This is a genomic window from Streptomyces sp. NPDC104814 (assembly GCF_055583185.1).
This window is the reverse complement of sequence record NZ_JBVJOL010000006.1, coordinates 172,865-197,853: the sequence shown is the minus strand read 5'-3', so window position 1 is coordinate 197,853 and position 24,989 is coordinate 172,865. Positions and strand designations below refer to the sequence as shown.

Here is a 24,989-nt window from a genome sequence, read left to right as displayed (position 1 = left end):
CTGGTGCCGTGCATCGCAAGGCGGACGAGGGAGCCGATGCGGAGCATTGGGGGTCCCCCCTGCTCGTAGAGCTTGGGGGAGACTGACGACAACGCGGCGAGGTGCGGTGCCAGGCGTCGCGAGCCCGGCGTGATCGGCGAGACACCCCCTAGGGGAAGACGACCGTCCGGCGGCCGTTGAGCAGGATCCGGCGTTCCGCGTGCCACTTCACGGCCCGCGCCAGCGCCTGGCACTCGACGTCGCGGCCGATCGCCACCAGCTGGTCCGGCGTGACGCCGTGGCCGACGCGCTCGACCTCCTGCTCGATGATCGGGCCCTCGTCGAGGTCCGCCGTGACGTAGTGCGCGGTCGCACCGATGAGCTTCACGCCCCGCGCGTGCGCCTGGTGGTACGGCTTGGCGCCCTTGAAGCTCGGCAGGAAGGAGTGGTGGATGTTGATGATTCGCCCGGAGAGCTGCTTGCACAGGTCGTCGGAGAGCACCTGCATGTAGCGGGCGAGGACGACCAGCTCCACCCTCTCCTCGCGGACGATCTCCAGCAGCCTGGCCTCGGCCTCCGCCTTGGTGTCCTTCGTCACCGGGATGTGGTGGAAGGGGATGTTGTAGGAGCCCACCAGCTCGGCGAAGTCGGTGTGGTTGGAGACCACCGCCGCGATGTCCACCGGCAGGGCGCCGATCCGGGCGCGGAAGAGCAGGTCGTTCAGGCAGTGCCCGAACTTGCTGACCATGAGGACGATGCGCATCCTCTCGTCGGCCCGGTTGATCTGCCAGTCCATGTGGAAGGAGTCGCCGATCGCCGCGAAGCTGGCGCGCAGCTTGTCCAGCGTCACCGGCGCCTCCGCCGAGAAGTGGACGCGCATGAAGAACAGACCCGTGTCGTGGTCGCCGAACTGCTGGCTGTCCTCGATGTTGCACCCGGTCATGAACAGGTAGCTGGACACCGCGTGCACGATGCCCTTCTTGTCCGGGCAGGAGAGGGTGAGGACGTACTGGTCGGCCTCGGCGGCGGGCACGGACTGATCGGTCATGCACCACAGGATCTCATGCCCGGCCCCGCGGGTGGCGGGGATGTCCGTTACGCGGACCGCGTCAGCAGGTGCAGGACCTCCAGGGTGCGCGGCGGTGCGTCGGGCTCGTCGCCGTCGCTCGTGGCCATCCGCACATGCGCGTCCCGTGCCGCCTGCACCGCCTCGGGCCACTCCGGGTGCTGCATGTAGGTCGCGACGGGAGCGTCCGGGCCGACCTGGTGCATGATCCGCAGCACGCGCAGCACCGCGGTGTCGACGAGCGCCGCCTCCTGCGAGTCACGGAAGATCGTCCCGACGTACTTCTCGGCCGACCAGTGGTCCAGCCAGGTGTCCTCGACCAGGCGGTACACGGCGTCCGTGACGTCGCCGTAGCCGTCCACGCCGGCCAGCCAGACGTCGCGCTGGAAGGCGGGGTCGGAGAGCATGTGCAGCGCGGAGCGCACATTGCTGCGCCAGCGCCACCACGGCATGTCGTTGTGTGGCATGCCGCCCATGGTGCTGGAGCGACGGCCGCGACGGGAAGACTTCTCCGAACCTTGCACGGTCATCGATCGTACGTTCCCTTTCCGGGCCGCCCTCCCGGCCCCCCGTAATTCACCTGCCGGTCACCCATCGTTGACCATGGGTCACTCCACGGTTGGTGATGTGGGGGAATCGTGCGTGTGCATGACCGGCAGGCGACGCACGCGAAGCACCGTCCTCCCCCTCACCACCCGGCCTCTGACCAGAGCCGCCACAGCGGCGGCGGCCACGGTGGCGTGTGCGGCGCTGACCGCCGGCTGCGGGATCGTCCCCGGTGCCACGGGGGGCTCCGGGGACGATCCCGTCACCGTCATGACCTGGGCGCCGATGGACACCACCGCGACCAACAAGCCCGGCATGCCCGCCTTCGCCGAGGCCTACGCGCGCTGGGTCAACGCCCACGGCGGCATCAACGGCCGCAAGCTGAAGGTGCTGACCTGCAACGAGCACAACGACACCGTGGCCGCCGCCAAGTGCGCCCGGCGCGCGGTCAACGAACACGCCGTCGCGGTCGTCGGATCCTACAGCCAGTACTCCGACTCCTACTTCCCGCCGCTGGAGAGCGCCGGCATCCCTTACATCGGCGGCTACGGCGTCACCACCGCGGAGTTCACCAGCCCGCTGTCGTACCCGGTCAACGGGGGCCAGCCCGTGCTGCTCGCCGGTCTCGGCCGGGAACTCGCCGCGCGCTGCGGCCGGGTCGCGCTGGTCCGCCCCGACACCATCGCGGGCGACGAGCTGCCCTCGCTGCTCGACGCCGGGCTGAAGGCGGGCGGCCACGGGGACGCCGGGGACCTGGTGGCCGACGAGGGCGCCACCGAGTACGAGGCGCAGTCCGAGCAGGCGCTGCAACACGCGGCGCGGGACTCCGGGAAGAAGGGGTGCGTGGTGCCCGCGCTCGGTGACCGCACGGGCACCTTCATGGACTCCTTCCGCCGCACCCGGACGCAGTTCCCCGAGGTGGGCGCTGCCACGGTGATGGGCAGCGTGGACCAGACCGCGGTCGACGCCTCCGGCGGCAGGTCGGGGCCGTACGAGGGGTCGTACATCACCGGCTGGTACCCGGTGTCCACCGATCCGCGCTGGGACGGGATGAAGCAGGTGATCAGCCAGGAGGCGTTCACCGACAACCGCATCGATCCGGCCGACGCCGGGGTGCAGACGACGTACATCGCCTACACCGCGTTCCGCGAGGTCGTGGAGTCGCTCGGCGGTGGCGAGGTGACCGCCGACACCGTCCGGCACGCCCTGGACGACGGTGTGCGGGTCGCGACGGGCGGGCTGACGCCGACCCTGAGCTGGCCCTTCGCGGGCAAGCTCGCCGCCATCGGCTTCCCGCGCCTGGTCAACACCGACGTCACCCTGCAGGTCGCCCGGGACGGCCGGCTGGTCGCGGCACGCAAGGGCTTCGTCGACGTGACGGACACCCTGAGGAACGCCCACCTGAACTGAGCCGTCCCGAGGCGGTCACGGCCCCGGGACGGTCACGGTCACCGGCTCACAGCTGGCCGGCCTGCCGCTGGGTCAGTCCGTACTGCTGGGCGATCGCGTTCCACAGCTGGGCGGCCTTCTGCTTCTGCGCGCTGGCGGTGCCGCTGGCCCGGTTGCCGGCCTGCGCCTGCGGGGTGCCGGCCGCCTTGCCCTTCCGGCACAGCTTCTTGTTGCCGGCGACCTGGTCGGCCCACGCCGCGTAGTGGCTGTCGGCGGACGCAGAGGCCTGCCAGGCGTTCTTGAGGGCGCCGGTCAGCGCGGCGTTGTTCGGCAGCTTGTCCACCGGCACCCCGGCGAGCCGGGTCACCAGGCCGGTGCGCTGCTGGGCGGCGTCCCGCAGGTTCTTCGCCGCCGGGCCCAGGTTGCGGCAGCTCTTGACGTCGGCGACCGCCGCGATCACCGCGGCACGGCTGCTGCCGCTGTCGGCGAGCAGCTTGTCCAGGGCCACGGCCTGGTCCTTCGCCGGGTCGGCGGCCGGCGGGGCGGAGGAGGAGGCGGTCGTGGGGGCCGTCGCGGAGACGTTCGCCGCGGCGCCGTCCTTGGCGTCGTCGGAGCCGCCGCCCGAGCCGAGCAGCGCGCCCGCGCCGATGCCGACGACGGCTATGCCGACACCGATCGCGGCGAACAGCGGCACCCGCGAACCGGTGGCGCGTCCGCCGCCGCGGCCCGCGCCGCCGCCGTCGTCGTCCCGCGCACCGCGCCGGCCGGCCGGCGGGAGGTGCCCGGGCCGGGGAGCGCCGGGCCTCTCGCCCACCTGGGGCAGATGCTGGGTGGCCCCCGCGGGGGCGGCGGCCGGCTCGTCGCGGAACAGGCCCGCGAACTCCGCCGGCGGCTGCCGGTCGCCGTACCCCGGCTGCGCGCCGGGCTGCGCCGCGACCGGCGGGATGTACTGGGTGGCCTGCGCGTCCGGGTCGGCGGCGGGCGGCAGCGGGCCGGAGCCGGGCTGCGGGCCCGCGTGGGCCGGGGTGCGGCCGAGGAACCGGGTGGCCTCCGCCGACGTCTCGGGCGGCAGCGCGCCGGGGCCGACGGGAGGGATGTAACGGGTCGCCGCGTCGTCACCGGGCTGGGCGGCGACCGGCGGTATGTACTGCGTCGCCGCGTCGCCGCCGGCGGCCACCGGCGGCAGGTACTGGGTCGCGCCCTCGTCGGCGGGCGGAAGGGGGCCCGCGGCGTGAGGCAGCGGGGCGCCGTGGGCGGGAGCCCCGGCGGTCGGGAGGGTGCCGTGGCCCGGAGCGGGAGCCCCGGCGGGGGGCTGCGGCGCGCCCTGACCGGAGGCGGAGGCCCCCGCGCCCGAGGGCAGCTGCCCGGGCCCTGTCCGGTGCCCGGGCGTCCCGGGACCCGCCTGTCGGCCGCCGGCCATGCCCGCCCCGGCCTGCTGCCCGGCGGGCGTTCCGGGGCCGTAGCCGCCGGCGTGCGTCTGCGGGGTGCCGTAGCCGTCGTGCGGGGCGACCCCCGGGGTGTACGGCGGCGGGGTGCCCTCGGCGGGCAGCGGCCCCGCGCCGCTCTGAGCGGCCGGGGGCCACTGCTGAGCACCGGACCACCCCTGATCCGGCGCCGGGGCGTGCGGTGCGGTGCCGCCGGGCTGCGGCTGCGCATGGCCGGGCTGGTGCGGCGCGTGGCCGGCCTGGTGCGGGGCCTGGCCGGCCTGGTGCGGTGCCTGGCCCGGCTGGTGCGGTGCGGCGCCGTGCTGCTGCGGGGCGTGGCCGGGCTGCTGGCCGGGGCCCCACGGGTCGCCCCAGGCCTGGCCGCCCGCGGGCGCCGCGGCGCCCTGGCCGCCGTACTGCGCACCGGGCGCGGCACCGGGCTGCGGGGCGCCCTGATACGGCCCCGGCTGCGGACCCGTGCCCTGCGGCCCACCGGCGTAGGGCCCGCCCGCGTACGGGTTCGCGGCGTACGGTCCCCCGGCGGGATGCCCGGCGTACGGGCCCTGTGCGGGGCCGCTCATGCCCGGCAGCACGGGCTCGCCGCCGTCCGAGGGCAGCACGATGCCTTCGCGCGCGGGCTGCGCCGAGGGCTCCTCGCCCTGTCCACTCTGCGTCACCGGGACTCCTACGAATGGGGGACCTTGGTCAATCCTCGGCTCACGCTACCGGGTCCCCGGATGCCCATGCCACGCAGCTGAGGGAGGCACCTCCTTCCCTGTGATTCCCGTAACAAACCCGTGCCCCCGCACGCTGAACAAGGTCCGCCACGCGTGTGCGCGGCCCGTTCACGCCGCCGTCTGCAGGTCCAGCCGTGCGCCGAACTCCCGTACCACCGACTCCTCCCGGAACGGTTGCAGCCGTTGCGAGAAGTCGTCCAGATACTCCGCGCCCCGGTTGGACCTCAGTGACTGCAGCAGCTCGACGGCCTTCAGCCCGGTCGCGCAGGCCTGTTCGATCTCCCGCTGCTGCACCTGCGCCGTGGCCAGCAGGACGTATCCGATGGCCCGGCGCCGCGCCCTGCTGACGGGATGTCCGGCCAGCGACTGCTCCGCGTAGCGCGCGGCCGCCTCCGGCTGGCCCAGATCGCGGTGGCAGTGCGCCAACTCGTCGGCGAGATACGCCTCGTCGAAGTGCGCGATCCACGCCGGATCGTCACCGCGGGACGGGTCGGCCGCCTCCATGGCGCTCACCGCGCGCCCGCTCGCGGCGTGCGCGGCGCGCACATCGCCGAGCAGGGCGTGCCCCCGCGCCTCCGCCGCGAAGAACATCGCCTCCGCGCGTGGCGTGACGCGCCCGCGCGCCCCCTCCTGCGCCGCCCGCGCCAACTGCGCGATCTCCCGCGGGTTCCCGAGCTGCGCGGCCAGGTGGCTCATGGAGGCGGCCAGCACGTACCCGCCGTAACCGCGATCGCCCGCCGCCTGCGCGAGGCGCAGCGCCTGGATGTAGTACCGCTGGGCGAGCCCGGGTTGACCGGTGTCGACGGCCATGTACCCGGCGAGTTCCGTCAAGCGGGCCACCGCGGCGAACAGTTCACGGCCGACCGCCTCCCGGTACGACCCCGCCAGCAGCCCGGAGACGACACTGTTGAGGTAGTGCACGACCACCGGCCGCACATGCCCGCTGCCGTACTGGTGGTCCAGCTCCACCAGCGCCTGCGTCATCGCTCGCACCGCGTCCACGTCGGACATGCCCACCCGCGGCCCGGCCTGCCGTGCCACCTGTGCGTCGGGCGCGGAGATCAGCCAGTCGCGGCTCGGCTCGACCAGCGCCGAGGCGGCGACGGACGAGCCGGAGAGGAAGTCGCGCCGCCCCACGTCGCTGCGCCACAGCTCGCAGACCTGCTCGATGGCTCCCAGTACCGTCGGCGAGAACTGGAGGCCGACGCCGGACGCGAGGTTCTTGCCGTTGGCCATGCCGATCTCGTCGATCGTGACCGTACGGCCCAGTTTGCGTCCCAGCGCCTCGGCGATGATCGCCGGTGCCCGCCCCCGTGGCTGCTGTCCGCGCAGCCAGCGCGCCACCGACGTCTTGTCGTACCGCAGATCGAGTCCGTGCTCGGCGCCGCACATGTTGACCCGGCGGGCCAGCCCGGCGTTCGAGCAACCCGCTTCCTGGATGAGCGCCTGCAGCCGTTCGTTCGGCTGCCGCGCGACGAGAGGCCTTGCGGCCATTGGCACTACCCCCTGTGGCTGCGGTGCCTGCCCGTGCACCGAGTTGTCGTGTCTTCCATGGCCTTCTCCACTCGTCGAGCGAGGCGCCGGGCGGCGTGACGATCCGGCCGTGAAGATCAATGCCCAGCGGACATACCGAAAATGCGAGGCATGGGCGGATTGCCGGGGTAACGGCGGATGCCGCCCCCACGTGGTTACCCGCTCACCACCACGAACCTTCCGCGCGCCCCCGCCTGTGCACCCATGCGCCCCGGACGCCGAATCGATGCTCCTCCCCCGCGCGCGATACACCCCGTAACCGGAGGTGGGTGCGGGAGTTGAGTTCCACGTGGAAGAGACGATCCCGGGCACCGAAGCCGCGCAGATCCCGAAGCAGCGCGGGGATTCCCTGCTGGAAGCCGCAGTTCGCTACGTCGAGGAGCGCCACTGGGACGTGTTCCCCGGCACCTGGCTGGAGGCCGCGGACGGGGTGCACGTCTGCTCCTGCGGCGACCCGGCGTGCGCCGTCCCAGGCGCACACCCGGCGCGCGAGGACTGGGCGACACAGGCCACGGGCAGCGCGACGGTCGCGCGGCGGATGTGGCAGAAGCAGCCGGCCGCGTCCATTCTGCTGCCGACGGGACGCACCTTCGACGCGCTGTCCGTCCCGGAGACCGCCGGGTTCCTGGCGCTGGCGCGGATGGAGCGGATGGAGCTGACGCTCGGCCCGGTGACGCTCACCCCGGACCGGCGGATGCACTTCTTCGTGCTGCCGGGCGCGGTGGCGAAGCTGCCGGAGCTGGTGCGCAAGCTGGGCTGGTCGGTGTCCTCGCTGGACCTGGTGGCGCTGGGCGAGGGTTCCTGGGTCGCCGCGCCGCCCACGCGCTACGGCACGCGCGGTGCCGTGCAGTGGGCTCGCCGCCCGACTCCGGCGAACCGGTGGCTGCCGGATGTGGAGGAACTGGTGTCACCGCTGGCGTATGCGTGCGGGCGGGACCGCTGATCCCACCTCTCCCCGTACGGTTCTCTCATGACGGAGGGAACACAAGGGGACCGGCCGGCGGCTGTGCGTGTGCGGGGGCTCTGGAAGCGGTTCGGACAGCAGGTCGCCGTCGGCGGGATCGATCTGGAGCTGCCCGCGGGGCGGTTCATCGGGCTCGTCGGGCCGAACGGGGCGGGGAAGACCACCACGCTGTCCATGGTCACGGGGCTGCTGCGGCCGGATCAGGGCACCGTCGAGGTCGTCGGGCACGACGTGTGGCGCGACCCCGTGCAGGTGAAGGCGCGGATCGGGGTGCTGCCGGAGGGCTTGAGGCTCTTCGAGCGGCTGTCGGGGCAGGAGTTGCTGGCGTACACGGGCAGGCTGCGCGGACTGCCCGGCGCCGAGGTCGACAAGCGGGCCGGTCAGCTGCTCGACGTCCTCGGCCTGGCGGGCAGCCGGCACAAGCTGGTCGTCGACTACTCGACCGGCATGCGCAAGAAGATCGGACTCGCTGCGGCGCTGCTGCACAACCCCGAAGTCCTGTTCCTGGACGAGCCGTTCGAGGGCGTCGACCCGGTGTCCGCGCAGACCATCCGGGGTGTTCTGGAGCGCTACACCGCCTCCGGCGCGACCGTCGTCTTCTCCTCCCACGTCATGGAACTGGTGGAGTCGCTGTGCGACTGGGTGGCCGTGATGGCCGCCGGCCGGATCCGGGCGCAGGGCCCGCTCACCGAGGTGCGCGGCGCGGCGCCCACCCTGCAGCAGGCGTTCCTCGAACTGGTCGGCGCGAGCGGCCGGGACACCGGCAGCGACCTCGACTGGCTGGGCGGCGGCGGACGATGACGAACGTGACCGCCACCGTCGTACGGCTGAAGCTGTCGCTGCTGCGCAACGGGCTGCGGCAGTCCGGGGGACGGCGGGCCGCGTACATCGCCTCGGCCGTCGTCGCGCTGCTGTTCGCCGCGCTGCAACTGCTCGGCCTGGTGCTGCTGCGCGGGCACGCGCACGCCGAGTCCCTGGTGGTGCTGCTGGTCGCGGTGCTGGCCCTGGGCTGGGCGGTGATGCCGCTGTTCTTCCCCGGCGGGGACGAGACGCTGGACCCGACCCGGCTGGTGATGCTGCCGCTGCGGCCGCGGCCCCTGGTGCGGGCGCTGCTCGCGGCCTCGCTGGTGGGCATCGGGCCGCTGTTCACGCTGCTGCTGCTCGTCGGGGCGGCGATCGCGGTGGCGCACGGGGCGGCCGCGTACGCCGTGGCCGTCGTCGCCGTACCGCTCGCGCTGCTGGTGTGCGTGGCGCTGGCGCGGGCGGTCGCCGCCGCCAACGTGCGGCTGCTGACCAGCCGCAAGGGCCGCGATCTGGCGGTGCTCAGCGGCCTGGTGATCGCCCTCGGGGCGCAGGCGGTCAACTTCGGCGCGCAGCGCCTGGGCACGGCCGGGCTGGGGCAGCTGGATCCGGTGGCGGCCGTCGTGCGCTGGCTGCCCGGGGCCTCCGCGCTCGGCGCGGTGCACTCCGCCGGCACCGGCGCGTACGGCGTCGCGGCCGGGCAGTTGCTGGTCAGCGCGGGCGGGCTGGCGGCACTGCTCGCGGTGTGGGCGCGCACCCTGACCCGGCTGATGACCGCGCCCGACGCGTCCACCCTGCAGGCCGGCGAGCCCGCCGGGCGCGAGCGGGGCTCCTCGCGGGGGCTCGCCCGGCTGCTGCCCGCCGGGCGCACCGGGACGGTCATGGAACGCAGCCTGCGCTACATCTGGCGCGACCCGAAGACCAAGGCGGCCTGGGTGACCTCCCTGGCGATCGGGCTGATCGTGCCGGTGTTCAACGCGGTGCAGGGAACCGGCTCGATCTACTTCGCGTGCTTCGCGGCGGGCATGCTCGGCATCCAGATGTACAACCAGTTCGGACAGGACACCTCCGCCTTCTGGATGGTCGCCATGACCATCTCCTCCCCGCGCGACGCCTACGTCGAGCTGCGCGGACGGGCCCTGGCGCTGCTGGCGGTGACCCTGCCGTACGCGACGCTGGTGACCGTGGTGACGACGGCGCTGCTCGGCGCCTGGGGCCGGCTGCCCGAGGCGCTGGGGCTGTCGCTGGCGCTGCTCGGCGCGATGCTGGCCACGGGCGCGTGGACGTCGGCCCGTTTCCCCTACTCCATTCCGCAGGAGGGCCACAAGAACGTGGTCCCGGGGCAGGCCGGCCTGGCCTGGATCGCGATCTTCGGTGGCATGGTCGCGGCGGCCCTGCTGTGCGCCCCCGTCATCGCGGCCGCGATCTGGCTGAACGTCACCGGTGAGGCCGGCGACATCGGCTGGCTGCTGCTGCCGGCGGGCGCGCTGTACGGCGCGCTGCTCACCTGGCTGGGCCTGCGGCTGGCGGCACCGCGGACGGCGGCGCGGCTGCCGGAGATCCTGACGGCGGTGAGCAAGGGGTGAGCCCCCGGGCGCCGCACCACCGTCTCAGCGGGCGGCCCTACACACCGAGGACCGATTCGAGGAACGGCTCGACGGCCGAGCGCCAGGCCTCCGGCTGGTCGTAGTGGACGAGGTGGCCGGCGTCGGCCACCTCGGCGTACTCGCCCCGCGGCAGGACCCGCACCATCTCCTGCGCCTCGGCCCGCCCCAGTTCGCCGTCCAGCCCGCGGACGACGAGCGTGGGGCAGCGCACCTGCGTCAGCTCCTCCCAGTGCGCGTCGTACACCCAGGTCTCGCGGGACTTGAGCATCTGCTCCGGGTCGAAGACGGGGCGCCAGCCGTCCGGGGTCTCCTGCATGACCTCGGCGTAGAAGGCACCGCGCGCCGGGTTGGGGCGCTCGACCCAGGGATCGTCCTCGCCGAACCACTTGCGGACGTCGGCGAGCGTGGCGAAGGGCAGCGGCCACGAGCGGAACCAGTCACCCCACTCCCGCTGCGAGGCCGCGCCCAGCGCGGAGGCCCGCATGTCGCAGATGACGAGGCCGCTCACCAGGTCGGGGCGCTTGGCGGCGAGCTGCCAGCCGGTCAGCGCGCCCATGGCGTGGCCGATGAGGACGGCGGGGCCGAGGCCCAGCTGCTCCAGCGCCGCCTCGGCGTCCTCGACGTACGCCTCGCGGGTGAAGGCGGCCCGCGGGGGTTTCTCGCTCCGGCCGTGCCCGCGCTGGTCGAGGGCGACGGCGCGGTGCCGCTCGGAGAGCCAGCGGGCGGTGGGTGCCCAGTGCGCGGCGCGGCCCATCAGGCCGTGCAGTAACAGCACGCCGGGCGCGGACGCCGTACCGCCCGGCTCCTCCGCGGGCGGGTCCTGGTCTTCCCTGTACCGGTCGTCCTTGGGAGGGTCGCCGAACTCCCAGGCCGCGAGGCGTACGCCGCCCGCGCCGGTCACGTCGATACGCCGCACCATTGGATCTGGCACCCCCCACGCTCCGCGCTGTCGCTGCCGTTGCCGCCGTGCCGTGTCGCTGCCCCCGTCAGCCCCGGCCGGCCGCTGTCCGCAGACTATCGAATAGGTATTCGAAAATAGCCTTCTCTGCGGGCAACACCCCTCCTTCGAGTGACCTCGCTCAGGGAATGATCGGCGCTGCCGAGGGGAGATCTTCAACGGGAGGCGGACCGCTCGGGGAAAAACGGTCCGAGGGGAATGACCCTGAGAGCTCGGGGCTCCGGGTCAGAACAGGGGAGGACAGGCCCCGGCGCCCATGGGCGCCGGGGCCCTCCCCATGTATGCGGCTGTATGCGGCGCATCTTCCCGCCCCCTCGGCTGCGGACCTCCCCGCGACAGCCTCGCACGCGAGGGCGGCACCGCGCTGCGATTGACGAATCTCGGCTGGGGCTCGGGGTCCGGGCTCGGGGCTCGGGGGTCCGGGCTCGGGGTCCGGGCTCGGGGCTCGGGGGTCCGGGCTCGGGGTCCGGGCTCGGGGCTCGGGGGTCCGGGCTCGGGGGTCCGGGCTCGGGGCTCGGGGGTCCGGCTCGGTAGCCGATGCCCGGGGCGGTGCTTGCGCTTGGCGCTTGGCGCTCAGCGCTTGGCGACGAAGACGTGCGAGGCCACGTCGGCCGCCAGCTCGGCCGCTTCGCCGCCGCTGCCGACCAGCACCCCGCCCGCCGACTCCGTCACGCTCACGACCGAACCGGGCTGCACGCCCGCCCGGCGCAGCGTGTACATCAGCTGCGCGTCCGTCTGGATCGGCTCGCCGATACGGCGCACGACGACCGTCTTGCCCTCCGTCCCCGGGTCCAGATCGGCCAGGGACACCATGCCCTCGTCCAGGAAGGGGTCGGCGCCGTCCTTCTCGCCCAGCTCCTCCAGACCCGGGATCGGATTGCCGTACGGCGACTCGGTCGGGTGCCGCAGCAGCTCCAGCACCCGGCGCTCCACGGCCTCGCTCATCACGTGCTCCCAGCGGCACGCCTCGGCGTGGACCTGCTCCCACTCCAGGCCGATCACGTCCACCAGCAGACACTCCGCGAGGCGGTGCTTGCGCATCACGCGCGTGGCCAGCCGGCGGCCCTCGTCGGTGAGCTCCAGATGCCGGTCGCTGGCGACGGACACCAGGCCGTCCCGCTCCATCCGGGCCACCGTCTGGCTGACCGTCGGCCCGCTCTGGTCGAGCCGCTCGGCGATCCGGGCGCGCATGGGGACCACACCTTCCTCCTCCAGCTCGAGGATGGTGCGGAGATACATCTCCGTGGTGTCGATCAGTCCGGACATACGTGCCCCTCGATGAGATCTGCCGAAGGCTCGACGGCACTTTCGGCGCGTGCGCTGGCCCTGGTGTCAATTCTGCCGGATCCCACTGACAACCGTGCCGCGCCGCCAGGAGGGCCCCGCCTCCCCCCGCCCCTGCCCGGCCCGCCTCCGCCCCGCCCCCTGCCGGTATCCGATGGACGTGTCCATGACCGTCGCCTAGCGTGTGCCGCCATGACCAGGGACACGGGGCGCACAGAACTGCGGATCGAGACGGTGACGGGGGAAGACATGCTGGAGGAGTGGCGCCACGTGCACAACGTGATCGTCCCGCCCGCCGCCATGACCCCCGACGAGGCCCGCGACCGGCTGGACCGCAACCGGCTCGCCAACGCCTACCTCGACGGCGTGCTCGTCGGCTGCTCCACCGTACGGCCGCCGCGGGACGGGGCGGCCACCGTCATCGCGCGCGTCCTGCCCCCGTACCGCGGCCGGGGCATCGGCAGCGCCCTGTACGAGGACGGCCTCACCCACGCGCGCACGGAAGACACCCGGGCCGTGGAGACATGCGTACTCGCCGCCAACACCGACGGGCTGCGGTTCGCCCTGGCCCGCGGTTTCGCCGAGACCGACCGCTACACCCTGGACGGCGAGAGCGACATATGGGTCGACCTGCGGCTCACCCCGCGCGCGTAAGCGCTCGCCACTCGTGCGCGGACCCCGCCCGCCCGGCCGCCGAGGACCCCGGCCGTCAGCCGTTCGCCGTCGGTTTTCCGCCGTACAACGATTCCTTCAATCTTGTGGGAACCCGGTGTGTGCTGCGTCACGTTCAAGTTGAATGATTGCACGTGAGCGAACCGTCGCTCGGTCCGTGCGGACGCAGCCTGCAGCAGGGGGTCCAGGTGAGTGCTTCCCGGCGTAGTGGGGCCACCGACGAACTGGGGCCCGGCGAGCCCGAGCCGCCCGAGCGTGACGGCGCGGATCTGCTCGCCGCGCTGCTCGACGGCATGGACGCCGCCCTGTGCGCCTTCGACGCGCACGGCGTCGTCACGCACTGGAACCGCGAGGCCGAACGCATCCTCGGCTGGAGCGCGGCCGAAGCCGTCGGCCGGCAGGGCTTCGCCGGCTGGGCGGTGCGCAGCGCCGACGCGGAAGAGGTCGAGACGCGCCTGCTGTCCGCGATGCACGCGCCGGGACGGCAGGTGCACGAGTTCGCGCTGCTGACCAAGGACGGCGGACGGGTCCTCGTCCGCACCCAGTCGGCGGCCGTGCGCGGCCCCGACGGCAAACCCGCCGGCGTCTACTGCGCCTTCAGCGAGGTCCACGCGCAGATCGACCTGGAGCGGTCCATCGCGCTCAGCGAGGCCCTGTTCGAGGACGCCTCCTGGGGCGTCGTCCTCGTCGACGCCGACCTGCGCCCCGCCGTCGTGAACGCGCACGCCGCGCGGGCCCTCGGCACCGGCCGCACCTCCGTGCTCGGCCGCCCCCTCGGCGACCTGCTCTCCCAGGGCGTGGAAGAACTGGAGAGCGCGCTCACCCACGTCCTCGCCGAAGGCGCCCCGCCCGCCCCCGCCGAGATCTGGGTCGCCGTGCGCACCCCCGAGGGCGACCGGCGGCGCTGCTGGCGCAGCGGCTTCGTCCGGCTCGCCAGCCCGCTCGCGGAAGAACCCGTACCGCTCGGCGTCGGCTGGCTCTTCCAGGACGTCACCGAGGCCAAGCACACCGAACAGGAGGCGTCGCTGCTGCGCTTCCGCACCAACCAGCTGCACCGCGCCGCCCGCGCCGCCGCCGAGTGCGAGGACCCGGCCGAGGCCGCCACCGTCCACCTCGACTTCGCCCTCGCCGGCTTCGCCGACCACGCCCTCATCGACCGCCTCGCCGGCGGCCCCGTCGCCGACGCCGAGGCCGCCGGACCCGTCCGGCTCGTCCGCGTCGCCGCCACCCCCTCCGGCGCGCCGGGCCCCAGCCGGCTCGACACCCCGGCCGGGCTGCCCGTGCGCTACGGCGAGGGCCACCCGGCCCTGCAGAGCGTGGAGCGCTCCGGCTCGGTGCGGGCCGCCGCCGGTGCCGTGGCAGCCGAGAAGGCGGCCGCCTGGGCGCAGGAGCGGCAGTGGCCGGCGGACACCGTCCACGCGCTGTGCACCGTCCTGCGCAGCCGGGGCCGCACGCTCGGCGTGGTGACGTTCCTGCGCGGCAGCGGCCGTACCGCCTTCGAACGCTTCGACATCGCCTACGCCGAGGACGTGGCCGCGCACATCGCGATGGCCCTGGACCTGGCGGAGGTCACGAAGAACGGCTGAGCCGCTCAGCGCCGGTAGAAGATCCGGTCCCGGTACTCGTCGAGGATCCGCCCGTTCCACTCGTGCCCGCCGTCGACGTTGCCCGAGCGCAGCAGCGGCGGCTCGATGCCGCGGTCGGCGAGCGCACCCGCCGCCGTCGCCAGCACGGCCTGCAGCAACGCGGTCGTGACGACCGTCGAGGCGGGCCCGAACGGCGCCGGGATCGTCTCCACGGACAGCTCCGCGTCCCCGACCGCGATCTTCGAGTCCAGCACGATGTCGCAGTGGTCCTTCAGATACGTCCCCGACACATGCCGTGACGTGGTCTCCGTCGCATACGCCACCGACGTCACGCCGATCACCCGCACACCGAGCGCACGGGCGTTCATCGCCATCTCCACGGGCAGCGCGTTGCGCCCGGACAGCGAGATGATCACCAGGGTGTCGCCCGCGCGGACCGGCGAACTGTCCAGCACCGCGCTCGCCAGGCCGTCCACCCGCTCCAGCGCCGAACCGAGCGTCGCCGGCATCACGTCGACGCCCACCACACCGGGCACCGCCAGCAGATTCATCAGCGCCAGCCCACCGGCCCGGTACACCACGTCCTGCGCGGCCAGCGAGGAATGCCCCGCACCGAACGCGAACAGGTTCCCCCCGGCGGCCACGGTGTCCGCCAGCAGCGCCCCGGCCGCCCGGATCCTCTCCGCCTCCTCGTCACGGACCCGCTGCAACAGCCCGATCGCGGCGTCGAAGAACTGACCGGCCAGTTTGTCGCTCATCCGCGCAGCTCCTTCGCATCCACGACCCCTACCGCGGATCACGGTGCGGTCTGGACCAGTGCGGTGTCAATACGGCGACTGGGGCGCCCGCCGGGGAGAAGGAGGGCCGGAAAGAACACCGGAAAAAAGCGGTTGATCCCGGCGGAGGCGGTTCTTAGGGTGGCGGTACACGAGAGAGGAGGTGGTTCGGCAGATGTATGAGAACCGGACGCGTGAGGTGGCTGCGGGCTAGCGGCCTGTCACCACATCTTGTGCGGTGCCTGGCCAGTACGTGACAGACGCGTACAGCCGGCCCAATCCCGAGCAGTCACCCGACCCGCGAGTCGCCGGTACGTCCGGCCGGCTCCTCCTTGGAGGAACCAGACTCGCGGGTCGTCTGCGTTTGCCCGACCGCTTTGCCGTGGGTTGTTTCGCGGCGCAGTACTCTGGGCGCATGCTTTCGCTCGTTCGACGCCGCCACGTGGACTTCGTCCGCGTCACGAGCATGGGCTGTCGACGCTCCCTCTGAGTCGTCCAGCCGCTTTTCTGTCGCTTTCCGCGTTTCCTCTCTTCGCCCAGGCACCCGTGCGTCTTCGCCCACCCTCAGCGGTTCGCGCGGGCTCCGTACATCCACGGACGTGTCCCATGACGTATCAGCCACTGCCGATCATCGATCTCTCCGCCGCCGACCGCGGGCCCCAGGCGCGGGCGCTGCTGCACGCGCAGCTGCACAGTGCCGCCCATGATGTGGGGTTCTTCCAGCTGGTGGGGCACGGGGTGACGCAAGGGGAGACGGATCGGCTGGTGGGGGCCATGCGGCGGTTCTTCGCGCTGCCGGAGGCCGAGCGGCTCGCGATCGACAACGTGCACTCGCCGCACTTCCGTGGCTATACGCGCACCGGGGACGAGCTGACCGGTGGGCGGCAGGACTGGCGGGATCAGCTGGACATCGGGGCGGAGCGGCCGGCGCGGGTGCCGGGGCCGGGTGAGCCGCCGTACTGGTGGCTGCAGGGGCCCAACCAGTGGCCGGCGGGGTTGCCGGAGCTGCGGGAGGCGGCGCTCGCGTGGATCGGGCGGCTCAGTGGGGTCGCGGAGCGGCTGTTGCGTGAGCTGCTCGTCTCGATCGGCGCTCCGGGGGATTTCTACGAGCCGGTCTTCGGGGAGTGGGCGCATCCGCATCTGAAGCTGGTGCGCTATCCGGGCAGTGCGGGGGACGGTGCCGGCCAGGGGGTGGGCGCGCACAAGGACTACGGCTTTCTGACGCTGCTGTTGCAGGACCAGGTGGGCGGGTTGCAGGTGCAGCGCGAGGACGGGTTCTTCCATGACGTCCCGCCGGTCGAGGGGGCGTTCGTGGTGAACCTGGGTGAGCTGCTGGAGGTGGCGACGAACGGGTATCTGCTGGCCACCCGGCACCGGGTGGTGTCGCCGCCGGGGGCGACCGAGCGGTTCTCGGTGCCGTTCTTCTACAACCCGCGGCTGGACGCGCGGGTGGAGCCGTTGCCGTTCCCGCATGCGGCCGTGGCGCCGGGGGTGTCGGACGATCCGGACAATCCGCTGTTCGCGGAGTACGGCTTCAATGAGCTGAAGGGCAAGCTGCGAGCGCATCCGCTGGTGGCGGAGCGGCATCACGCGGAGCTGCTGAGCCCCGCGTGATGCCGGCCGGGTGCCGGGGTCAGTGCCGGATGCCGTTGATGTCCTGGTAGCCCTCGATCTGCTGGGGGCTGCGCGGGCCGGGGCCGATGTAGCGGGCGGAGGGGCGTACGAGGCGGCCGGTGCGCTTCTGCTCGAGGATGTGCGCGGACCAGCCGGCGGTGCGGGCGCAGGTGAACATGGAGGTGAACATGTGCGCCGGGACCTCGGCGAAGTCCAGCATGATGGCGGCCCAGAACTCGACGTTGGTCGCGAGGACGCGGTCGGGGCGGCGGTTGTGGAGTTCTTCGAGGGCGGCCTTCTCCAGCGCCTCGGCGATCTCGAAGCGGGGTGCGCCGAGTTCGCGGGCGGTGCGGCGCAGGACGCGGGCGCGGGGGTCCTCGGCGCGGTAGACGCGGTGGCCGAAGCCCATGAGGCGTTCGCCGCGGTCGAGGGCGCGCTTGACGTAGCCGGTGGCGTCGCCGGTGCGTTCGATCTCCTCGATCATGCCGAGGACGCGGGAGGGGGCGCCGCCGTGGAGGGGGCCGGACATGGCGCCGACGGCTCCGGAGAGGGCGGCGGCGACGTCGGCGCCGGTGGAGGCGATGACGCGGGCGGTGAACGTGGAGGCGTTCATGCCGTGCTCGGCGGCGGAGGTCCAGTAGGCGTCGACGGCCTTGACGTGCTTGGGGTCGGGCTCGCCGCGCCAGCGGATCATGAAGCGTTCGACGACGGACTGGGCCTTGTCGATCTCGCGCTGGGGGACCATGGGCAGGCCCTGGCCGCGGGCGGACTGGGCGACGTAGGACAGGGCCATGACGGCGGCGCGGGCGAGGTCGTCGCGGGCCTGGTCGGCGTCGATGTCGAGGAGGGGTTTGAGGCCCCAGACGGGGGCGAGCATGGCGAGCGCGGACTGGACGTCGACGCGGATGTCGCCGGAGTGGACGGGGATGGGGAACGGCTCGGCGGGCGGCAGGCCGGGGTTGAAGGCTCCGTCGACGAGGAGTCCCCAGACGTTGCCGAAGGAGACGTGGCCGACGAGTTCCTCGATGTCGACGCCGCGGTAGCGCAGTGCGCCGCCTTCCTTGTCCGGTTCGGCGATCTCCGTCTCGAATGCGACGATTCCTTCGAGACCGGGTACGAAGTCGGACATCAGGCGGCTCCTCGTGGTGGTGGTCGATGGTCACCCTGGTGATGCCCCGTGGGGTCGGCGGTCACCCAACCGGGTTGCGGGTCAGCCTATCTCCGAGTGCCACCTTTGGGGAGATGTCGCGGCACTCAGTGCCATGGGCCGGTTTTTTTCGCCCTACGGCCGGGCGGTCGATACGGCAAGATGCTCGCGTGAACGACCACGACGCCGCCTTTCTCGGTCCCTCCCCCGATCCCTCCGCCATGCGCAAGCAGTACCGCGCCGAGGGCCTGGCCGAGGGTGATCTGGCCGCCACGCCGGTGGAGCAGTTCGCGCGCTGGTTCCGGCAGGCCGCGGAGCGTGCGCATCTGTTCGAGCCGAATGCGATGGTCGTGTCCACGGCGGACGCCGAGGGGCGGCCCAGTTCCCGGACGGTGCTGCTGAAGGGGTTCGACGAGGAGGGTTTCGTCTTCTACACGAACTACGCCTCGCGCAAGGCGCGTGAGCTGGCCGAGAACCCGTATGTGTCGTTGCTCTTCCCGTGGCACGCGATGGCGCGGCAGGTGATCGTGCAGGGCGTGGCCCGGCGCACCGGGCGGGAGGAGACGGCCGCCTATTTCCGTTCCCGGCCGCACGGCTCGCAGCTCGGGGCGTGGGCGAGTGCGCAGTCCACGGTGGTCGTGTCGCGGGCGGAGCTGGACGCGTCGTACGCGGAGCTTCAGGCGCGCTATCCGGAGGGTGAGCAGGTGCCGGTGCCGCCGCACTGGGGTGGTTTCCGGGTGGCGCCGCAGACGGTGGAGTTCTGGCAGGGCCGCGAGAACCGTCTGCACGACCGGCTGCGCTATGTCGCGGAGCCGGACGGGAGCTGGCGGGTGGAGCGGCTCAGTCCGTGAGCCGGAGGGGGCGGTGCCGGTCGCGTCTCAGCGCAGTGCCGTCTCCAGCAGGGCGGCCCACTGGGTGACGACGCGTTCGCGGCGGGCGGTGTCGTCGGTGAGGAGGTTGGCGAGGCCGAGGCCGCGGGCCATGTCGAGGAGGCCCTGGACGGTTTCGCGGACGCCGGGGCGGGATTCGTCGGCGCCGAGGAGATCGACCGCGATGCGGTGGGTTTCGCGGCCGACGCGGGCCTCGAGCTCGGTGACGCGGCCGCGCAGCTGGTCCTCGTTGGAGGCGGCCACCCACAGGTGGAGGGCGGCGCGGAAGAGGGGGCCGGTGTAGAGGTCGACGAGGGCCTGGACCACGGCCCGGCGGTCGTCGGTGGCGGCGCCCTGCGGGAACAGGGCGCGCAGAGCGAGGGAGCGTTCCTCGGCGACGTATTCGACGGCGGCGGTGAACAGGTCCTCGCGGGTGGGGAAGTGGTGCTGGGCCGCGCCGCGGGAGACGCCGGCGCGTTCGGCGACGACGGAGACCGTGGAGCCCGCCCAGCCGTGTTCGGCGAGGCAGGCCACGGCGGCTTCGAGGAGCCGCTGCCGGGTGGCCCGGCTGCGGTCCTGTTTGGGCGCGCGGTCGCGGTCCCTGGGCACGCGGTCGCTGCCCGCCGTCGTGCTCATGTGGTCACACCACCCATGCTGCGTCCCGTCTCTGGAGGAAGGCCGTCATCCCCTCCTGGGCCTGGGGGGAGGAGAACAGCCGGGCCGAGAGTGCGGTCAGGTCGGCCGCGTCCCGGTCGAATGTCTCCAGCACCCTAGTGGTGAGCAGCTGTTTCGTCTCGGCCAGGCCCTGGGGTGAGGAGCGGCGCAGGCCGTCGAGGACGGGGGTGAGGGCGTCGTCGACGTCGTCGGCGGCGGTGGTGAGCAGTCCGGCGCGTACGGCTTCGGGGGCGTCGAAGCGTTCGCCGGTGAGGTAGTAGCGGGCGAGGACTCGGGGGTCGGCTCGGGGGATCACGGACAGGGAGATCACGGCGGGGGCGACGCCGATGCGGACCTCGGTGAAGGCGAAGGTGGAGGTGGTGGTGGCGGCCGCGATGTCGCAGGCGGCGAGGAGTCCGAGGCCGCCGGCGCGGACGTGTCCCGCGACGCGGGCGACGACGGGTGTGCGCAGGCCGAGGATCTGGCGGAGCAGGCCGACGAGGGCGTCGGGGTGGGGCGGGTCGCGCAGGTCGGCGCCGGCGCAGAAGGTGGAGCCGGTGTGGGTGAGGACGACGGCGCGGACGTCGGGGTCCTCGGCGCAGTCGGTGAGGGCGTCGGCGAGGGCGGTGACGAGGGTCGCGGACAGGGCGTTGCGGGTGTCCGGGGAGTCGAGGCTGAGGGTCTCGATGCCCCGGGTGCGGGTGCGGCCTACGGTGGGGGTCATGGGCGCTCCCTGAGCCGGCGCCGCAGGATCTTGCCGGAGGCGGCGCGGGGCACGGTGTCGATGAAGGTGACCTTGCGGATGCGTTTGTAGGGGGCGACGCGTTCGGCGACGTACATCATGATCTCGCCGTCGGTGAGGTCGGCGGCGGTGGGCTGGCGGACCACGTGGGCGTGCGGGATCTCGTTGCCGTCGGCGTCGTGGTCGCCGATGACGGCGGCGTCGGCGATGCCGGGGTGGGTGAGCAGCAGGGCTTCGAGTTCGGCGGGGGCGACCTGGAAGCCCTTGTACTTGATCAGTTCCTTGACCCGGTCGACGACGAACAGCCAGCCTTCCTCGTCGACGTGGCCGACGTCGCCGGTGTGCAGCCAGCCGTCGGGGTCGATCATGGCGGCGGTGGCGTCGGGACGGCCGAGGTAGCCCTTCATGACCTGGGGGCCGCGGATGAGGATCTCGCCGGATTCGCCGGTGGTCAGGTCCTTGCCGGGGTCGTCGAGGGAGACGATGCGCATCTCGGTGCCGGCGATGAGTTTGCCGACCGTGCCGGCGGGGGCGTCGTGCATGGCGTCCAGGGGGACGACGTGGGTGCCGGGGGACAGTTCGGTCATGCCGTAGGCCTGGCCGACGGGGGGCAGCCCGAGGCGCCGGGAGCAGGCGGCGGCGAGGGCCGCGTCGAGGGGGGCGGCGGCGCTGATGAGGTACTTCAGCGACGACAGGTCGTACTGGGTGACCAGGGGGTGTTTGGCGAGGGCGAGCACGATCGGCGGGGCGACGTACAGGCCGGTGATGCGGTGGTCCTGGAGGGCGGCGAGGAATGTCTGCAGTTCGAAGCGCGGCAGGACGACGACGGTGGCGCCTTTGCGCAGGGGCGCGTTCATCAGGGCGGTGAGCCCGTAGATGTGGAAGAACGGCAGTACGGCGAGGATGCGTTCGCCGGGGCCCGTGGTGATGGCGGGCTCCAGCTGGGCGAGGTTGGTGGCGATCTGCCGGTGGGTGAGCATCACGCCCTTGGGGATGCCGGTGGTGCCCGAGGAGTAGGGCAGCGCGGCGATGTCCTCGGCCGGGTCGATCGGGACGGACGGCTCGGGGGCGGCGCAGGCCAGCATGTCGATCAGGGAGCGGTGACCGGAGACCTGGTCGCAGACGAAGATCTCCGCGATGCCGCCGGCGAGTTCGGCGGCGCGCTGGGCGATGCCGAGCAGCGGGGAGACGGTGATGATCCAGCGGGCGGCGCAGTCGGCGAGCTGTTTGGCGAACTCCTCGGCGGTGGCGAGCGGGTGGGCGGTGGTGACGGAGGCGCCGGCGCGGGTGGCGGCGTAGAAGGCGAGGGGGAAGAACACGGTGTTGGGGCTGTGCAGGGCGAGTACGTCGCCCTTGCCTACCCCGGCCTCGGCGAGCGCGGCGGCGATGCGCCGGTGGAAGCGGTCCACCTGCTCGTAGGTGAGGGTGGTGCCGTCGGTGCCGTCGACGAGGGCGGGGGTGTCCGCGAACTCGGCGGCGCGGCCGAGCACGGCCTCGTGGATGGGAAGGTCTACGGGCTGGACGTCTGCGTACTCGCTGCGGAACACGGTTCCTCCAGTGCGGTCGCCTAGTACGACTTGGGCAGGCCCAGGGTCTGGTGGGAGACGTAGTTCAGAATCATCTCCCGGCTCACCGGGGCAATACGAGCCACGCGTGCCGCCGTTATCAACCGGGCGAGGCCGAACTCGCGGGTGAGGCCGTTGCCGCCGAGGGTGTGCACGGCCTGGTCGACGGCCTTCACGCAGGCTTCCCCTGCCGCGTACTTCGCCATGTTGGCGGCCTCGCCGGCTCCCATGTCGTCCCCGGCGTCGTAGAGATGGGCGGCCTTCTGCATCATCAGCCGGGCCAGTTCGAGGTCGATGTGGGCCTGGGCGAGGGGGTGGGCGATGGCCTGGTGGGCGCCGATGGGGGCGTTCCACACGGTGCGCTCGCGGGCGTACGCGATGGCCTTGGCGAGGGCGTGGCGGCCCATGCCGATCGCGAACGCGGCCGTCATGATCCGCTCCGGGTTCAGTCCGGCGAACAGTTGCAGCAGTCCGGCGTCCTCGTCGCCGACGAGCGCGTCGGCGGGCAGTCGTACGTCGTCCAGGACCAGCTCGAACTGCTTCTCCGCGGCGTTCAGTTCCATGTCGATCTGCCGGCGGGAGAAGCCCGGGGCGTCGCGCGGGACGATGAACAGGCAGGGCTTGAGGCGTCCGGTGCGGGCGTCCTCGGTGCGGCCGACGATGAGGGTGGCGTCGGCGATGTCCACACCGGAGACGAACACCTTGCGGCCGGTCAGCAGCCAGTCGCCGCTGTCGCCGTCACGGCGGGCGGTGGTGGTGATGCGGTGGCTGTTGGAGCCGGCGTCGGGCTCGGTGATGCCGAAGGCCATCAGGCGGGAGCCGTCCGCCAGTGCGGGCAGCCACTGCTGCTTCTGGGCCTCGGTGCCGAAGCGGGCGATGACCGTGCCGCAGATCGCCGGGGAGACGATCATCATGAGCAGGGGGTTCCCGGCGGCGCCGAGCTCTTCGAGGACGAGGGAGAGTTCGGTGATGCCGCCCCCGCCGCCTCCGTAGGCTTCCGGCAGATTGACGCCGATGTAGCCGAGCTTGGCGGCGTCTTGCCACACGGTGGCGGGGTCTTTGTGGCTTGTCGCGAAGGCCGCGACTGCCTCGCGGAGGGCTTTGTGTTCGCCGGGTTCGATGAGGGTGGTCATGGTGTCCTCCGGGGTGCGGGTTGTGGGTGGTTGTTCGCGCTCACGCGGCGGTAGCCGCTTGTCGACACAGCCCCGCGCCCCTTATGGGGCGCCTGTCTCCACCACGGCCAGGAGCGCGCCGACGTGCACTTGCTGGCCCTCCGTGACCGGCAGGGCCGTCAAGGTCCCCGTGACCGGGGCGGAAATGCGGTGTTGCATCTTCATCGCTTCGAGCCAGACGATCGGTTCGCCCGCCTGGACACTCGATCCGGTGATGAGACCGTCGGCGACCTTGACGACCGTGCCGGGCATCGGCGCGAGCAGGGAGCCGGGGGCGTGCTGGGCCGTCGGGTCGGGGAAGCGGGGCAGGACGGTGAAGGCGGTGCCGTTCACCCAGACCTGGTCGCCGTGGCGGGCGATGTCGAACCGGCGCTGCACACCGTCCGCTTCCAGCACGACCGCGGTGGGTTCCGCGCGCACCACCCGCACCCCGTCCGCCTCGACGGCGAGCCCGTCGCGGGTGTACCGGTAGCGGACCTCGTGCTCCTGACCCGCGAGGGCGTACCCCTTGACCTGCGGCTGCGAGGGCAGGTTGCGCCAGCCGCCGAAGCGGGAGCGGCCGGCGCAGGCGTCGGCGAGGGCGGCGGCCAGCGGGGCGAGCGGGTCGTGGGCCGGTGCGGTCAGCTCGGCGAGGTGACGGTCGTAGAAGCCGGTGTCCATGCGGGCGGACGTGAACTCCTCGTGCCGCAGGGAGCGGACGAGGAGGTCGCGGTTGGTGGCCGGGCCGTGCAGCGCCGTCCGTTCCAGCGCGCCGGCGAGGGCGCGGACCGCCTCCGCGCGCGTGGGGGCGTGGGCGACGACCTTGGCGATCATCGGGTCGTAGTGGACACCGATCTCGTCGCCGTCGGTGAAGCCGGTGTCCAGGCGGACGCCGTCGGGGACGGCGAGGCGGTGCAGGGTGCCGGTCTGCGGGGCCCAGTCGCGGGCGGGGTCCTCGGCGTAGAGGCGGGCCTCGATCGCGTGGCCACGCGCGCGTGGGGGCTCCACGGCGAGGGCGTGGCCTTCCGCGACGCGGATCTGCTCGGCGACCAGGTCGAGCCCGAAGACCTCCTCGGTGACGGGGTGTTCGACCTGGAGTCGGGTGTTCATCTCCAGGAAGTGCGCACGGCCGTCGGCGACGAGGAACTCGACGGTTCCGGCGCCGGTGTAGGAGACGGCGCGTGCGGCGCGCACGGCCAGTGTGTACAGCTCGTCGGTGAGCGCCTGGGGAAGGCCCGGTGCGGGCGCCTCCTCGATCACCTTCTGGTGGCGGCGCTGGAGGGAGCAGTCGCGGGTGCCGAGCGGCCACACCGTGCCGTGGGTGTCGGCGAGGATCTGCACCTCGACGTGGCGGCCGTTCTCCAGGTAGGGCTCGACGAAGACCTCGCCGTCCCCGAAGGCGCTCGCCGCCTCGGCGCGCGCCCCTTCCAGCGCGGCCGGGAGGTCTTCCAGGCGGCGCACGACGCGCATGCCGCGCCCGCCGCCGCCCGCGGCGGCCTTCACCAGCACCGGCAGGTCGGCCTCGGTGATCTCGCCCAGCGGCTCGATTCCCATGAGCTGCTTGGCGCGTGTCTTGGACGCCATGGCCTCGATGGCCTCGGGCGGCGGCCCGATCCAGGTGAGGCCGGCGTCGAGGACGGCACGGGCGAAGCCGGCGTTCTCCGACAGGAAGCCGTAGCCGGGGTGCACGGCGTCCGCGCCGGCGGCGAGCGCGGCCTTCACGATCAGGTCGCCGCGCAGATACGTCTCGGCGGGCGCGGCGCCCGGCAGCCGTACCGTCGTGTCCGCCACGCGCGCGTGGAGCGCGTTCGCGTCGGCGTCGGAGTGGACGGCGACGGCCTTGATGCCGAGCCGGCGGCAGGTGGAGAAGATCCGGCAGGCGATCTCGCCCCGGTTGGCGACGAGCAGGGTCTGGATCATGTTCC

General features: G+C 73.0%; 21 protein-coding genes. 8 read left to right on the top strand and 13 right to left on the bottom strand.

Annotated features, from left to right (window positions below):
• Positions 1–148: 148 nt before the first annotated feature.
• Positions 149–1,027 carry a formyltetrahydrofolate deformylase gene (gene purU / locus ACZ64A_RS21570; RefSeq protein ID WP_469812209.1) on the bottom strand — a complete coding sequence of 293 codons (879 nt, stop codon included), beginning with the start codon at positions 1,025–1,027 and terminating at the stop codon, positions 149–151.
• A 47-nt stretch (positions 1,028–1,074) separates the two neighbouring features.
• Positions 1,075–1,575 carry an SCO4402 family protein gene (locus tag ACZ64A_RS21565; RefSeq protein WP_469812207.1) on the bottom strand — a complete coding sequence of 167 codons (501 nt, stop codon included), beginning with the start codon at positions 1,573–1,575 and terminating at the stop codon, positions 1,075–1,077.
• A gap of 118 nt (positions 1,576–1,693) precedes the next feature.
• Between ACZ64A_RS21565 and ACZ64A_RS21560 the strand changes: the two genes are divergently transcribed.
• Positions 1,694–3,001 carry an ABC transporter substrate-binding protein gene (locus ACZ64A_RS21560; RefSeq protein ID WP_469812205.1) on the top strand — a complete coding sequence of 436 codons (1,308 nt, stop codon included), beginning with the start codon at positions 1,694–1,696 and terminating at the stop codon, positions 2,999–3,001.
• 46 nt (positions 3,002–3,047) lie between these two features.
• On the opposite strand, the gene ACZ64A_RS21555 is transcribed toward ACZ64A_RS21560, so the two are convergent.
• Both ACZ64A_RS21555 and ACZ64A_RS21550 read right to left on the bottom strand, forming a co-directional pair.
• Entirely contained in the window at positions 3,048–5,081 is a 2,034-nt protein-coding gene (locus ACZ64A_RS21555; RefSeq protein ID WP_469812203.1) for a hypothetical protein, read from the bottom strand.
• 168 nt (positions 5,082–5,249) lie between these two features.
• Entirely contained in the window at positions 5,250–6,635 is a 1,386-nt protein-coding gene (locus ACZ64A_RS21550) for a transcriptional regulator (RefSeq protein ID WP_469812201.1), read from the bottom strand.
• 328 nt (positions 6,636–6,963) lie between these two features.
• Between ACZ64A_RS21550 and ACZ64A_RS21545 the strand changes: the two genes are divergently transcribed.
• The 3 genes from ACZ64A_RS21545 to ACZ64A_RS21535 are packed head-to-tail and all read left to right on the top strand — an operon-like array spanning position 6,964 to position 10,025.
• Positions 6,964–7,617 carry a bifunctional DNA primase/polymerase gene (locus ACZ64A_RS21545; protein ID WP_469812199.1) on the top strand — a complete coding sequence of 218 codons (654 nt, stop codon included), beginning with the start codon at positions 6,964–6,966 and terminating at the stop codon, positions 7,615–7,617.
• Positions 7,618–7,644: 27 nt separating this feature from the next.
• Positions 7,645–8,439 (top strand): ABC transporter ATP-binding protein, encoded by a 795-nt coding sequence (locus ACZ64A_RS21540; protein ID WP_469812197.1) that lies wholly within the window; start codon positions 7,645–7,647, stop codon positions 8,437–8,439.
• Positions 8,436–10,025, top strand: a complete 1,590-nt coding sequence (locus ACZ64A_RS21535; protein ID WP_469812195.1) for a transporter — start codon at positions 8,436–8,438, stop codon at positions 10,023–10,025. The genes ACZ64A_RS21540 and ACZ64A_RS21535 overlap by 4 nt, the downstream gene beginning before the upstream one ends.
• 37 nt (positions 10,026–10,062) lie before the next feature.
• Here the strand turns inward: ACZ64A_RS21535 and ACZ64A_RS21530 are convergent, their stop codons facing one another.
• Positions 10,063–10,965 carry an alpha/beta fold hydrolase gene (locus ACZ64A_RS21530; RefSeq protein ID WP_469812194.1) on the bottom strand — a complete coding sequence of 301 codons (903 nt, stop codon included), beginning with the start codon at positions 10,963–10,965 and terminating at the stop codon, positions 10,063–10,065.
• Positions 10,966–11,577: 612 nt separating this feature from the next.
• Positions 11,578–12,270: a metal-dependent transcriptional regulator gene (locus ACZ64A_RS21525; protein ID WP_103786168.1), complete on the bottom strand. Its 693-nt coding sequence runs from the start codon at positions 12,268–12,270 to the stop codon at positions 11,578–11,580.
• Positions 12,271–12,480: 210 nt separating this feature from the next.
• Here ACZ64A_RS21525 and ACZ64A_RS21520 point away from each other — a divergent pair, with 210 nt between their 5' ends.
• Positions 12,481–12,942, top strand: coding sequence for a GNAT family N-acetyltransferase (locus ACZ64A_RS21520; protein ID WP_469812192.1), 462 nt, complete (start codon positions 12,481–12,483; stop codon positions 12,940–12,942).
• 206 nt (positions 12,943–13,148) lie between these two features.
• Positions 13,149–14,546 carry a PAS domain-containing protein gene (locus ACZ64A_RS21515; protein WP_469812190.1) on the top strand — a complete coding sequence of 466 codons (1,398 nt, stop codon included), beginning with the start codon at positions 13,149–13,151 and terminating at the stop codon, positions 14,544–14,546.
• A gap of 5 nt (positions 14,547–14,551) precedes the next feature.
• Here the strand turns inward: ACZ64A_RS21515 and ACZ64A_RS21510 are convergent, their stop codons facing one another.
• Positions 14,552–15,304, bottom strand: coding sequence for an SIS domain-containing protein (locus tag ACZ64A_RS21510; RefSeq protein WP_469812188.1), 753 nt, complete (start codon positions 15,302–15,304; stop codon positions 14,552–14,554).
• Positions 15,305–15,928: 624 nt separating this feature from the next.
• Here ACZ64A_RS21510 and ACZ64A_RS21505 point away from each other — a divergent pair.
• A complete protein-coding gene (locus ACZ64A_RS21505; RefSeq protein WP_469812186.1) occupies positions 15,929–16,936 on the top strand; it encodes an isopenicillin N synthase family dioxygenase in 1,008 nt (335 codons plus the stop codon).
• 19 nt (positions 16,937–16,955) lie between these two features.
• Here the strand turns inward: ACZ64A_RS21505 and ACZ64A_RS21500 are convergent, their stop codons facing one another.
• Positions 16,956–18,065: a citrate synthase 2 gene (locus ACZ64A_RS21500; RefSeq protein ID WP_469812184.1), complete on the bottom strand. Its 1,110-nt coding sequence runs from the start codon at positions 18,063–18,065 to the stop codon at positions 16,956–16,958.
• A 239-nt stretch (positions 18,066–18,304) separates the two neighbouring features.
• Between ACZ64A_RS21500 and pdxH the strand changes: the two genes are divergently transcribed.
• Positions 18,305–18,934, top strand: a complete 630-nt coding sequence (gene pdxH, locus ACZ64A_RS21495) for a pyridoxamine 5'-phosphate oxidase (RefSeq protein WP_469812584.1) — start codon at positions 18,305–18,307, stop codon at positions 18,932–18,934.
• Between the two features lie 27 nt (positions 18,935–18,961).
• Here pdxH and ACZ64A_RS21490 read toward each other — a convergent pair whose 3' ends face one another.
• The 5 genes from ACZ64A_RS21490 to ACZ64A_RS21470 form a co-directional block, all read right to left on the bottom strand.
• Positions 18,962–19,588: a TetR/AcrR family transcriptional regulator gene (locus ACZ64A_RS21490; protein ID WP_469812183.1), complete on the bottom strand. Its 627-nt coding sequence runs from the start codon at positions 19,586–19,588 to the stop codon at positions 18,962–18,964.
• Between the two features lie 4 nt (positions 19,589–19,592).
• Entirely contained in the window at positions 19,593–20,330 is a 738-nt protein-coding gene (locus ACZ64A_RS21485; RefSeq protein ID WP_469812182.1) for an enoyl-CoA hydratase family protein, read from the bottom strand.
• On the bottom strand, positions 20,327–21,895 hold the full coding sequence (locus ACZ64A_RS21480) for a 4-coumarate--CoA ligase family protein (RefSeq protein ID WP_469812180.1): 1,569 nt from the start codon (positions 21,893–21,895) through the stop codon (positions 20,327–20,329). Before ACZ64A_RS21480 ends, ACZ64A_RS21485 begins: the two co-directional genes overlap by 4 nt.
• Before the next feature lie 20 nt (positions 21,896–21,915).
• A complete protein-coding gene (locus tag ACZ64A_RS21475) occupies positions 21,916–23,046 on the bottom strand; it encodes an acyl-CoA dehydrogenase family protein (RefSeq protein ID WP_469812179.1) in 1,131 nt (376 codons plus the stop codon).
• Between the two features lie 81 nt (positions 23,047–23,127).
• Positions 23,128–24,984 (bottom strand): acetyl/propionyl/methylcrotonyl-CoA carboxylase subunit alpha, encoded by a 1,857-nt coding sequence (locus tag ACZ64A_RS21470; RefSeq protein ID WP_469812177.1) that lies wholly within the window; start codon positions 24,982–24,984, stop codon positions 23,128–23,130.
• Positions 24,985–24,989: the final 5 nt, after the last annotated feature.

Bases quoted from the DNA above. Each gene is read 5' to 3' on its own strand.
- purU (WP_469812209.1), bottom strand. From the start codon at position 1,027: ATGACCGATCAGTCCGTGCCCGCCGCCGAGGCCGACCAGTACGTCCTC.
- ACZ64A_RS21565 (WP_469812207.1), bottom strand. From the start codon at position 1,575: ATGACCGTGCAAGGTTCGGAGAAGTCTTCCCGTCGCGGCCGTCGCTCC.
- ACZ64A_RS21560 (WP_469812205.1), top strand. From the start codon at position 1,694: ATGACCGGCAGGCGACGCACGCGAAGCACCGTCCTCCCCCTCACCACC.
- ACZ64A_RS21550 (WP_469812201.1), bottom strand. From the start codon at position 6,635: ATGGCCGCAAGGCCTCTCGTCGCGCGGCAGCCGAACGAACGGCTGCAG.
- ACZ64A_RS21540 (WP_469812197.1), top strand. From the start codon at position 7,645: ATGACGGAGGGAACACAAGGGGACCGGCCGGCGGCTGTGCGTGTGCGG.
- ACZ64A_RS21535 (WP_469812195.1), top strand. From the start codon at position 8,436: ATGACGAACGTGACCGCCACCGTCGTACGGCTGAAGCTGTCGCTGCTG.
- ACZ64A_RS21530 (WP_469812194.1), bottom strand. From the start codon at position 10,965: ATGGTGCGGCGTATCGACGTGACCGGCGCGGGCGGCGTACGCCTCGCG.
- ACZ64A_RS21525 (WP_103786168.1), bottom strand. From the start codon at position 12,270: ATGTCCGGACTGATCGACACCACGGAGATGTATCTCCGCACCATCCTC.
- ACZ64A_RS21520 (WP_469812192.1), top strand. From the start codon at position 12,481: ATGACCAGGGACACGGGGCGCACAGAACTGCGGATCGAGACGGTGACG.
- ACZ64A_RS21510 (WP_469812188.1), bottom strand. From the start codon at position 15,304: ATGAGCGACAAACTGGCCGGTCAGTTCTTCGACGCCGCGATCGGGCTG.
- ACZ64A_RS21505 (WP_469812186.1), top strand. From the start codon at position 15,929: ATGACGTATCAGCCACTGCCGATCATCGATCTCTCCGCCGCCGACCGC.
- ACZ64A_RS21500 (WP_469812184.1), bottom strand. From the start codon at position 18,065: ATGTCCGACTTCGTACCCGGTCTCGAAGGAATCGTCGCATTCGAGACG.
- pdxH (WP_469812584.1), top strand. From the start codon at position 18,305: ATGCGCAAGCAGTACCGCGCCGAGGGCCTGGCCGAGGGTGATCTGGCC.
- ACZ64A_RS21490 (WP_469812183.1), bottom strand. From the start codon at position 19,588: ATGAGCACGACGGCGGGCAGCGACCGCGTGCCCAGGGACCGCGACCGC.
- ACZ64A_RS21485 (WP_469812182.1), bottom strand. From the start codon at position 20,330: ATGACCCCCACCGTAGGCCGCACCCGCACCCGGGGCATCGAGACCCTC.
- ACZ64A_RS21475 (WP_469812179.1), bottom strand. From the start codon at position 23,046: ATGACCACCCTCATCGAACCCGGCGAACACAAAGCCCTCCGCGAGGCA.
- ACZ64A_RS21470 (WP_469812177.1), bottom strand. From the start codon at position 24,984: ATGATCCAGACCCTGCTCGTCGCCAACCGGGGCGAGATCGCCTGCCGG.